Origin of the sequence: Skermanella rosea (genome assembly GCF_016806835.2) — a bacterium.
Taxonomy (GTDB): Bacteria; Pseudomonadota; Alphaproteobacteria; order Azospirillales; family Azospirillaceae; genus Skermanella; species Skermanella rosea.
Genome location: NZ_CP086111.1, coordinates 964,830 through 972,500, shown reverse-complemented (window position 1 = coordinate 972,500; position 7,671 = coordinate 964,830). Strand labels below are relative to the sequence as shown.

5 protein-coding genes (1 of these 5 cut by a window edge) are annotated in these 7,671 nt (G+C 69.0%); 4 read left to right on the top strand and 1 reads right to left on the bottom strand.

The features are described from left to right. The 4 genes from JL101_RS04520 to JL101_RS04505 all read left to right on the top strand — a co-directional run. A protein-coding gene (locus JL101_RS04520) for a Crp/Fnr family transcriptional regulator (RefSeq protein ID WP_203098304.1) crosses the window boundary here: on the top strand, positions 1 to 492 show its 3' portion. Its footprint begins 216 nt before the window's first position; the window shows 492 of its 708 coding nt (coding positions 217-708); its start codon lies beyond the left edge, outside the window; its stop codon occupies positions 490 to 492. Positions 493 to 531: 39 nt separating this feature from the next. Further along, on the top strand, positions 532 to 2,739 hold the full coding sequence (locus tag JL101_RS04515; protein ID WP_203098305.1) for a CHASE2 domain-containing protein: 2,208 nt from the start codon (positions 532 to 534) through the stop codon (positions 2,737 to 2,739). A 206-nt stretch (positions 2,740 to 2,945) separates the two neighbouring features. Continuing rightward, positions 2,946 to 6,338, top strand: a complete 3,393-nt coding sequence (locus tag JL101_RS04510) for a TonB-dependent receptor domain-containing protein (RefSeq protein WP_203098306.1) — start codon at positions 2,946 to 2,948, stop codon at positions 6,336 to 6,338. 35 nt (positions 6,339 to 6,373) lie between these two features. Then, complete coding sequence (locus JL101_RS04505) at positions 6,374 to 6,781, top strand: hypothetical protein (protein ID WP_203098307.1); 408 nt, start codon at positions 6,374 to 6,376, stop codon at positions 6,779 to 6,781. 22 nt (positions 6,782 to 6,803) lie between these two features. Here the strand turns inward: JL101_RS04505 and JL101_RS04500 are convergent, their stop codons facing one another. Beyond that, entirely contained in the window at positions 6,804 to 7,601 is a 798-nt protein-coding gene (locus tag JL101_RS04500) for a DUF2243 domain-containing protein (RefSeq protein ID WP_203098308.1), read from the bottom strand. Between the last annotated feature and the right edge of the window lie 70 nt (positions 7,602 to 7,671).

The window sequence follows — 7,671 nt, the reverse complement described above, 5'->3', positions numbered from 1 at the left end:
CAGGGCGAGCTGTTCGGCGAAATCGCGCTGCTCGACGCCAAGCCGCGGACCGCCGACGCGGTCACCATGGAACCCTGCGAACTGCTGGTGCTGGAGCGCCGCGACTTCCTTCCTTTCCTGGCGGATCGCCCCGCCGCCTGCCTGCATCTGCTGAGCGTCCTGTGCGCCCGCCTGCGCCAGACCAGCCAGCAGCTGGAGGACGCCCTTTTCCTGGACCTCCAGCCCCGCCTGGCGCGCTGCCTGGTGCGCCTCGCGGAGCGGTTCGGCAAGACCGTGGGAACCGGCATAGAGATAGATGTACGCCTGTCCCAGCAGGAGTTGGCCGCCTTTGTCGGAATGACGCGCGAGAGCGTGAACAAGCAATTGTCTATATGGCGCCGTGACGGCGTGGTAGGGTTCTCCGCCGGTACCGTCACCATCCACGACTTGGCGGAATTGCGGTCATTGTCCGGCATAGACGACGACTCCGGAGGCGGCGCCGATGGTCCATGACCGCGCCAGGAAATGACGACTCCGCCTGCTATGAGGCGGATGCAGAACGCGGTCGTGCTCGCCCTGATCACGGCCGGCGTCGCTCTTCTGCTGGCGCTCAGCCCGGTCGGGCGCGTGATGGAGGAGGAGTTCGGCCTTGCGTGGCTGTTCAAGCTGCGCGGTCCCGTGCCGCCGCCCGCCGACGTGGCGCTCGTCACCCTCGACCGCCAGTCCGCCCGGAGGCTGAGCCTTCCGCCGCAGGTCCGGCTGTGGCCGCGCGCCTTGCGCGCGCGCATGATCGACGACCTCAAGCGACGCGGCGCCACCGCCATAGCGATCGACCTGACGCTCGAGACACCCACTGACATCATCCAGGACGGCGCGCTGAGCCGGTCCATCGCCGCGGCGCGCTCGGTCATCCTGGTCGAGGCCATGGAGCGGGAGGAACTGGTCGTCACGGACTCCCAGGGCAAGCCGGCCGGGCAGATGGCGATCCTGAAATCGGTGCCGCCGATCGAACCCTTCGCGAAGGCTGCCGCCGCCCTGGCCCCCTTCCCGCTCCCCAAGGTGGCCGCCCGGACCAACGAGTTCTGGGCGTTCAAGGAGGGCGACCGCCTGACGCTGCCCGCCGCCGCCCTCCAGGTGCACGCGGCGGCGCTGCACCCGGCCTGGCTCGGCCGCCTGCGGGAAGCCGACGTTCCCGGACTGGAGAGCCTGCCGCCGGACAACGAACTGCTGGACGAGCCAGGCGCGGTCCAGCGCGCCTCCCAGGCGGTGCGGCGCGCCTTCCTCCAGGATCCCGGGCTGGCGGCGCGCCTGCCGCCGCCGCCGGACCGGCTCGACGACCGCGAACGCCGGCTGATGGATGCGATCGACCGGCTGCACCAGGGTCCGCAACATTACTACCTGAACTTTTACGGTCCGCCGGGGACGGTGACCACGATCCCCTTCGCCGACCTGATCGAGGGCCGCGACGTGCCGGACCTGACGGGCCGGACCGTCTTCATCGGCGTCGCCGAGCGCACGCCGACCAACCTCGACACCTTCTATACGGTGTTCTCCACCAGCGACGGCATCGACATCAGCGGGGTGGAGATCGCGGCGACGGCTTTCGGCAACCTGCTGGAGAACACCACCCTGAAGAGCCCGGGCCGGCCGGCGGAACTCGGGCTGGTGGTCGGGTTCGGCGTCGCGATCGGCCTCCTGGCCTATTTGTTGCCGGCGATGCTGGCCGTCGTGGCGACGGTGCTCCTGGCGGCCGGCTGGATCGCAGTCTCGGCGACCCTGTTCGGTCAGTCGCAGCTCTGGCTGCCGGTGGCGGTCCCGATGATGGTCCAGGTCCCGGTGGCGCTGTTCGGCGGACTGCTGTGGCAATACCTCACGGCCAACCGGGAACGCCGCAACGTCGCCCAGGCGATCCGCTACTATCTGCCGGAGCGGGTCGCCGCCGACCTGGCGCACAGGCCGATCAATCCGGGCGGCGCGCGCGACCTTTTCTACGGAGCCTGCGTCGCCTCCGACGCCGAGCGCTTCACGACCCTCGCGGAAACCATGACTCCGCGCGACTTGGCGTCCCTGCTGGACTCCTACTTCGCCGCGGTGTTCGAGCCGATCCAGGCCGGCGGCGGCACGGTCACCGACGTGGTCGGCGACGGCGTCATGAGCGTGTGGACGGCAGCCAATCCGGAGCGCGAGCCGCGCCTGCGCGCCACGCTGGCGGCGCTCGACCTGGCGCGCGCGGTCGAACGGTTCAACCTCCAGAATCCCGGCCGCACCATGCCCACCCGGGTCGGCCTGCATGCCGGCTGGATCATGGTCGGCAATGTCGGCGGCAAGGGCCATTTCGCCTGGAGCGTCGTCGGCGACATCCCCAACACCGCGTCCCGCATCGAAGGGCTGAACAAGCACCTGGGAACCAGGCTGCTGGCGTCGGACTCCGTCGTCGGCGACCTGGGCGCCGAGATCCTGACCCGCCGCGTCGGCCGGTTCCGGCTGATGGGAAAGACGGGAGCGCTCGACATCCACGAACTGATCGCGCGGCGCGAAGAGGCGACGCCCGGCCAGCTCAGGCTGGCCTCCTGCTTCGGCGACGCCCTGGAAGCCTGCGAGTCCGGCCGCCTGCCGGAGGCGGTCGGCCTGTTCCGCCAAGTGCTCGAAGAATTCCCCGACGACGGACCGGCCCGTTTCCACCTGAACAGGTGTATGAACCTGTCTGTCGGAAAGTCAGCGGAGGACGATGCCGCGATAGTCCGCCTGGAAGTCAAATGACAGATTCGATATATGACTGGGGCAATTTTAGCTTGAATGTACTATATCGCATGATTTAAATAATGCCGGCCGCAGGGCAAAATGCGATATCGAAGGTTGCGAGTGCACATCATCAGTTCTTGTGGAAGATCCGCACCAAGTGATCTCACTTACCGCGATCGACCATTCGGGTCAATGGAACCCGCTATTTCATAGGCTCGAATTCCATGATAACCACCAAGCTCCCCAAGTCCTCGGTATTGGCATTGCTCGCAGCCGGCATGACGGCCGCGGCCGCGCCGGCCGCGGCGCAATCCTTCGAGGCGGCCTGCGCGGCGCCTGTCGGGCGCATCGCGTCGGTCGAGGGCGGCGTCGAGCGCAGGATCGCGGACGGCTCGTGGCGTGCCGCCCGGATCGAGGAGCCGCTGTGCGCCGGCGACATGGTGCGCACCGGCAAGTACAGCCGGGCCGCGATCGCGCTGGCCAACGACTCGGTGCTGCGCCTGGACCAGGAGACGACGCTGCAGGTCGGGGCGGTGCCGGCGGAGGAGCCGTCGGTGCTGGACCTGATCAAGGGCATCATGCAGGTGTTCAGCCACCGCCCGCGCAGCCTCAGCATCAACACGCCCTTCGTGAACGCGTCGGTCGAGGGCACCGAGTTCCTGGTGCTCGCCGAGGCGGACCGGGCGGCGGTCACGGTGTTCGACGGCAAGGTCCGGGCCAGCAACGCGCAGGGCGCCGTAGTCCTGGCCGCCGCGGGAACGGCGGAGGCGCGGGCCGGCGCGGCGCCGGTCCAGGGCGTCGCCGTCCGCCCGCGCGACGCGGCGCACTGGACGCTGTACTACCAGCCGATCGTGACCGAAGTCACCGCCGCTCCCGCCGCCGGCCCCGGGGACCTGCCGCCCGCCATCGCCGACGCGCTGGAACTCCGCCGCCGGGGCGATTTCGCCGGTGCCATAGCCCGGCTCGACGCCGCCGCGGGAGGTCCGGCGCCGGACCGCATCGCCCTGTTCCGCCAGTCGCTGCTGCTGGAAGTCGGCCGGGTCGAGGAAGCCCGCGCCGGGGTCGAGGCCATGCTGTCGCGGGCTCCCGGAAACGCCGACGCGCTGGCGTTGCGCAGCGTCATCCGGGTCGCCCAGAACGAGACGGAACCGGCGCTGGCCGACGGCCGCCGGGCGGTCGACCTAGCCCCCCGCTCCGCCCCGGCCCGGATCGCCCTGTCCTATGCGCAGCAGGCTGCCCTCGACCTGGAGGCCGCCCGCGCCACCCTGGAGGAAGCGGTCGCGGCAAACCCGGGCGACGCCCTTGCCCGCGCGCGGCTGGCCGAGATCCTGATGACCCTGGGCTACAGGAGCGAGGCGGAAAGGTCCGCGCGCGCGGCGGCCGAGCTGGCGCCGGACCTGGGCCGGGCGCAGACGGTGCTGGGATTCGCGGCGCTGGTCCGCCAGGATCCGGGCGGGGCGCAGGCCGCGTTCGAGCGCGCGGTCCGGCTGGAGCCGGCCGACCCGCAGCCGCGCCTGGGGCTGGGCTTGGCCCTGATCCGGCAGGGCCACCTGGAAGCCGGGCGCAACGAGATCGAGATCGCCGCCGGCCTGGACACCGGGAACGCCCTGGTCCGCAGCTATCTCGGCCGCGGCTACGACGAGGAGCGGCGCGACGACCGGGCGGCCGGACAGTACGAGATCGCCAAGCAGCTCGATCCGAAGGATCCGACGCCCTTCCTCTTCGAAGGGTTGCGGCTCCGGGCGGCCAACCAGCCGGTCGAGGCGCTGGCGGAGATCCAGCGGTCCATCGAGCTGAACGACAACCGGGCGCCTTTCCGCTCCCGCCTGCTGCTGAACGAGGATCTGGCGACCCGTGGCGCCGGGCTGGGCCGGATCTACAGGGACCTGGGTTTCGAGCGCCTCGGCCTGCCGGTGGGGTCGGCGTCGCTCGCCGCCGATCCCGGCAGCGCGTCGGTCGAGCGCTTCCTGTCCGACCTTTACGGACAGCAGGAGCGCCACGAGATCGCCCGGTCCAGCGCCCTGCTCCGGTCGCAGCTCCTCCAGCCAATCACCATCGACCCGGTGCAGCCCAGCCTGAGCACGACGGACCTGCAAATCCTGCCCGGCGCCCTTCCGTCGGAAGCCGGCTTCAATGAGTACGGCGCACTGTTCGAGCGCGACCAGATCCGTCTGAACGCCGCCGGCGTCATCGGGAATCTGGACACCCGGGCGGACGAGCTGACGCTGTCGGGCATCGTCGGGCGGGCGGCCTTCAGCGCCGGCCAGTTCCACTACCAGAGCGACGGCTACCGCGAGAACAACGATGTCGAGTACGACATCTACACGCTTTTCGGCCAAGCGGCGCTGACCGACACCCTGAGCCTCCAGGCGGAACTGCGGTCCCGCCGCAGCGAACAGGGGGACTTGGCGCAGAATTTCGATCCGGACGACTTCTCGCGGGACAGCCGTACCGACATCGACCAGGACACGGCCCGGGTCGGCCTGCGCTACTCGCCGACGCCGCGCGTGGACCTGCTGGCCTCGGTGATCGTCAGCGACCGGGAGTCCAGCCAGGTCCAGGCCGAGGACGAATTCACCTTCACCGACGACATCAAGCAGACCGGTTCCGACACGCAGGTCCAGGGCATCTACCGGGGCGACCTGTTCAACGTGACGGCGGGCGGCGGTTTCGCCAGCATCCGCCAGCGGAACGTCGCCACCCTCGATATCCCCGCTCTGGGCCAGAGTTTCCCGACCACCGAACGTTTCACGAACCGGCAGACCAACGCCTACGGCTACGTCAACCTGACCCCCTTGCGCGACGTGACCGTGACGCTGGGATTGAGCGGCGACAAGTTCGAGAACGGCGTGCTCGACTTCAGCGAGGTCAATCCGAAAGCCGGCATCCAGTGGCAGGTCAACGACCGGCTGCGGCTGCGCGCTGCGGCGTTCCGGACCTTCAAGCGGCTCCTGATCGTCGACCAGACCCTTGAACCGACCCAGATCGCCGGCTTCAACCAGTTCACCGACGAGTTCAACCAGACCAGCGCCTGGGTCAAGGGCATCGGTCTCGATGCCACGCTGGCCCGCGGCGGCTTCGGTTCGCTCTTCGGCGGGGTCGAGTATACCCGCCGGGATCTGGACGTGCCGCTGGTCGTGCAGCGCGACCCGCCGGAGTACCGGACCGACGAGCGCACGGAGGACGAGGCTCGGGGCTATCTCTACTGGGCCGCTTCCCGGGACTGGGCGGTCTCGGCCGAAGCCCAGTGGCAGGACATCGACAATACCAACCAGCAGGTCGATATCGCGGAACTGCGCACCCTGACGGTGCCGGTCCAGGTCCGCTATTTCGCCGACAACGGCCTGTTCGCCCGCGTCGGCGCGAACTTCGTGAGCCAGCAGGTCGAGGAGCGCCTGCCGCAGTCCTTCGACCAGACGCGCGAGAACTTCGTCACGGTCGATGCGGCGCTCGGCTTCCGGCTTCCCAACCGCCGGGGATCGATCAGCCTTGAAGTCCGGAACATTTTAGACGAAGAATTCCTGTACCAGGATCTCGACTCGATTACCAACTCGCTGACACGTCCACGCTTCATCCCGGCGCGCACGGTGCTGGGGCGCATCTCCCTTACTTTCTGAACCCTCAAGATCCTCTAATCCAAGGAGCGACAGCCATGCCTTGTTCACGCCTGAGGATTGCCGCGGCAGGATTTTGCGCCGCCCTGTTCATGCTGACCGTTCCCGCCGGTGCTCAGACCGCGGCACCCGAGGCCGACCTGCCGACGGCCCCGCTCGATCAGGCTACGGTCGATACGCTGCGGAAGGCGGGCGTCGCCGAACCGACCCTGGCGCTGATCCTGAACCGCAGGGGCGAACTGGTCGGCGCTCTGGTGGAGGAGCATCCGAACTCGCCGTCCAAGGGCAGGCCCGCGAAGGTGCCGCCGGGCAACCTGCCCAAGGAGTTGAAGGGGCTGCGAGGGTTCAACAGCCTGTCGATCCTGGCCTACGAAGGCTCCAATTGCTACGTGATCAAGCGCGCCGACGGCTCGCTCTACCTGATGCCTCCGGGCTGCACCCCGTAAGTCCGGCTCAGGACAGCCCGCCTCAGGAAAGCCCGGCCGAGAAGCAGCCGATCGGGAAGAGCGATCCGCCCACATGGACGGCGCCATTACGGTACAGTCCGAGCGCCCGAGCGCGGTCGGGCACGTCGATGATCCAGACCCCGTCGGCGCCCGCGATCACGCGGCCGTCGACGGATGCCGCCGCGGCGAGCACCGTTCCGGGGGCGGTGCCGGGCGGGAACAGCGCCGTCACCGTGGATATGCCGGCCGGCGGCAGGAGCGCCACCGGGCCGGCGACCAGGACGGCCAGGCTCAGCACGGACGCGGCCAGGGCTCCCTTGCTTCCCCCTCCCCCGCCGTTCCGAGACTTTCGAAGGGTCAGCCATCCGGCGGCGGTCACCGCGATCCCGAACGCGAAGGCGACCAAGTCCCAGAACAGCGGAGCGTCGCTGTCCATGCGGATATGATGCAGTCCCAGGATCCAGTGGTTCAGGACGGCGTCCACGATGTGCCAGACGCCGAAGCCGACCAGGAAGGTACCGAACAGCAACCTGTCCGCCCCGTCCCCGCCGAACTCCCGCCGCGTCCGCCAGAGCATCCAGAGCCCCACCCCGGCGACCCCGTACATGGCGAGATGGAACAGGCCGTCGGCGAGGATCTGGACCTGGATGTCCGCAAGCGAGGGACTATCCAGCCCGCTCAGCAGATGATGCCATTGCAGGATCTGGTGCAGCAGGATGCCGTCGAAGAACCCGCCGAAAGCGAAACCCAGCAGATAGCCGGCCCAGCGGAACGTCGGGCTGTAGGGTACGGATGACGGGTTTGCACTGGGCGTGGTCATGATGGGCGGGCGGAGTTCGAGGAAACCGGTATTCGGACAGGCAACAACCTTATCCGACGCCGGTTCCCCC